Genomic DNA, 2205 nt, shown 5'->3' on the forward strand with positions numbered 1-2205 from the left:
GGTTTGGTTGCAAAGCATAATCAGTCGGTGCAAACACCCCCACTCAATCGAAAAAATGCTTTCGGCATCTGGAAGGGGGAGGTGTGGATGTCTGATGATTTTAATGTGCCTTTAGATGATTTACAGGAATATATGTAATGGGTCGGTTTTTGCTGGATACTCATGTATTTCTGTGGATGATTCAACGCGATCCACAGTTGAGAGATCGAAACACGATCGTTGAAACGTGAGAATTTTAACAAAGAGAACATTACGGGAATTTTGGGAAAGTTCTCCACAATATGCTGATGCTGAAGATCCGCTCAAGTCGTGGTATCGAGAGGCTAAACAGGCTATTTGGCTGACTCCTGCGGATGTTAAAGAACAATATCGAAATGCGAGTATCCTGAAAAATAATCGAACTGTATTCAATATTGCAGGTAATAAATATCGATTAGTTGTTGAGATTAACTACGCTTTACAGATTATTTTCATCCGATTTGTTGGGACTCATCAAGATTACGATGCCGTTGATGTGGAGACAATATGAATACTGCTTTAATTAGACCGATTAAAACTGAAACTGATTATCAGGAAGCATTGGAACGAGCGGGAGCTTTGATGTCATCTGAGCCGAATACACCTGAAGCTGATGAATTAGAGGTACTGGCAACTCTAATTGAATTGTATGAAGATAAATATTTCCCGTTGGCGTAGCCTCTCCCTGGAGAATCGAATTACCAGATCCGATCGCTGCAATTGAGTTTAGACTAGAACAGTCAGATCGATCAAATGCCGATCTAATTCCAATTATTGGTAGCGAATATTTAGTATCAGAAGTAATGTCTAAACGTCAAACTTTAACACTAGAAATGATTCGCGCACTTCACCATCAGTTGGATATTCCGGCAGATATATTACTCCAATAATCTCGATCGCGTAGCGTGCCAAGGGCAATCTATCCCAAAACCATCGCACCAAAGATCGATTCCGCAAAGCGGAGGCTACGCCAACGAATCAACCACGATCGACCAAACCCAAGCTAATCGATCGATAATTTCGACAGGATATAAAGATACTCCTCAATACCAATCGATTACCTCCGGTACGCTACGCGAACGAACCTCAAACACTGAAGTTGTCTTCAATTTTCATAGTGATAGCGGGCTTGTAAAAATTGAATAGATTCATCTTTGATTCGGTAAATTAATCGATGCTCTAAATCTATTCTTCGCGACCATGTATTTGCTTCCATAAATTTTAGTGGTTCTGGTTTACCAATTCCTGAAAATGGGTCGATGCAAATAGATTCCACTAGATCGAGAATTTTGTTAGCTTTTTGAACATCTTGTTTATACCACCATTGCAAATCTTCTCGGAAATCTTCATCAAAAATAATCTGCCTTTGGATGATAGTTATTTCTGGTTGAGAATTTTCAGAGCGATTTTTATCTTTCTTTTTAGCGGACAATTCCCAACTCCTCGCATAATGCAGAGATCGATTGCGACGGGTTCTCTGGTTCTGAATGACTGTAGCCTTGGAGATCTCTTTGTTTGGCTCGATCGATCGCCCGATGCAATCTAGTTGCGTTGGCTGGAGATCTCAGTAGATAAACAGTTTCAAGGAGGCTGCTGAGATCAGTTTCGGCAATGAGAGCGACGTTTTTATCGGTGCCGCCTCGTTTGACTATGATAATGTCTTTGTTATCTGCTACACGATCGAGCAGAACGTCTAAATTACTCTGTGCTTCGGTATAGCTAATTTCACTACTGGTCATACAGTGGTTTCCGAGTCTAGTATATCGATTATAACTTACCGATCGTAGGGGTGCGATGTTCGATCGATCCCAAAACCACCGCACCAAAGATCGATTCCGCGAAAGCGAAAATGCATTGGAAGATAATAGGTGGTAAGACTAACCTTGATTGTAGATGCTACTACCCAATCCGATCGAAAAGCCAATGGCTCGATCTAGCGTTAAACTATAGATAATATGCATCTGATTGCAATTAGTCGGTTGCGGGAAGCTGCTGCTAAATTTCCCAACATTGCCACCCAAATAGAAGATTGGAATGAAATCGTTAAAGTTGTAACCTGGCAAAATCTAACAGAAGTTCAACAAACATATGCTTCTGCCGAGGCGGTAGGAAACTTTACGGTATTTAATATTAAAGACAATCGCTATCGATTGATTGTTTCTATTAACTACTCTAGGCAGCTCGTCT

6 protein-coding genes are annotated in these 2205 nt (G+C 40.8%); 4 read left to right on the top strand and 2 right to left on the bottom strand.

Translation table 11 applies throughout. The features are described 5' to 3' along the window. The first annotated feature begins 3 nt into the window (after positions 1-3). The 3 genes from RMO27_RS23900 to RMO27_RS15250 all read left to right on the top strand — a co-directional run bounded on the left by RMO27_RS23900 (position 4) and on the right by RMO27_RS15250 (position 696). Positions 4-138 (top strand): DUF2281 domain-containing protein, encoded by a 135-nt coding sequence (locus RMO27_RS23900; RefSeq protein WP_396133722.1) that lies wholly within the window; start codon positions 4-6, stop codon positions 136-138. Between the two features lie 88 nt (positions 139-226). Then, a complete protein-coding gene (locus RMO27_RS15245; RefSeq protein ID WP_309733997.1) occupies positions 227-529 on the top strand; it encodes a type II toxin-antitoxin system HigB family toxin in 303 nt (100 codons plus the stop codon). Beyond that, positions 526-696, top strand: a complete 171-nt coding sequence (locus RMO27_RS15250) for a hypothetical protein (protein ID WP_309733999.1) — start codon at positions 526-528, stop codon at positions 694-696. The genes RMO27_RS15245 and RMO27_RS15250 overlap by 4 nt, the downstream gene beginning before the upstream one ends. Positions 697-1123: 427 nt before the next feature. On the opposite strand, the gene RMO27_RS15255 is transcribed toward RMO27_RS15250, so the two are convergent. Beyond that, positions 1124-1450: a Txe/YoeB family addiction module toxin gene (locus RMO27_RS15255; protein WP_309734000.1), complete on the bottom strand. Its 327-nt coding sequence runs from the start codon at positions 1448-1450 to the stop codon at positions 1124-1126. Then, positions 1440-1757, bottom strand: coding sequence for a type II toxin-antitoxin system prevent-host-death family antitoxin (locus RMO27_RS15260; RefSeq protein ID WP_309734002.1), 318 nt, complete (start codon positions 1755-1757; stop codon positions 1440-1442). The genes RMO27_RS15255 and RMO27_RS15260 overlap by 11 nt, the downstream gene beginning before the upstream one ends. Before the next feature lie 216 nt (positions 1758-1973). Between RMO27_RS15260 and RMO27_RS15265 the strand changes: the two genes are divergently transcribed. Beyond that, the coding region (locus tag RMO27_RS15265; protein WP_309734004.1) for a type II toxin-antitoxin system HigB family toxin at positions 1974-2205 on the top strand (232 nt) is incomplete at its 3' end.

This window comes from Chamaesiphon sp. OTE_75_metabat_556 (assembly GCF_031378165.1).
Lineage (GTDB): Bacteria > Cyanobacteriota > Cyanobacteriia > Cyanobacteriales > Chamaesiphonaceae > Chamaesiphon.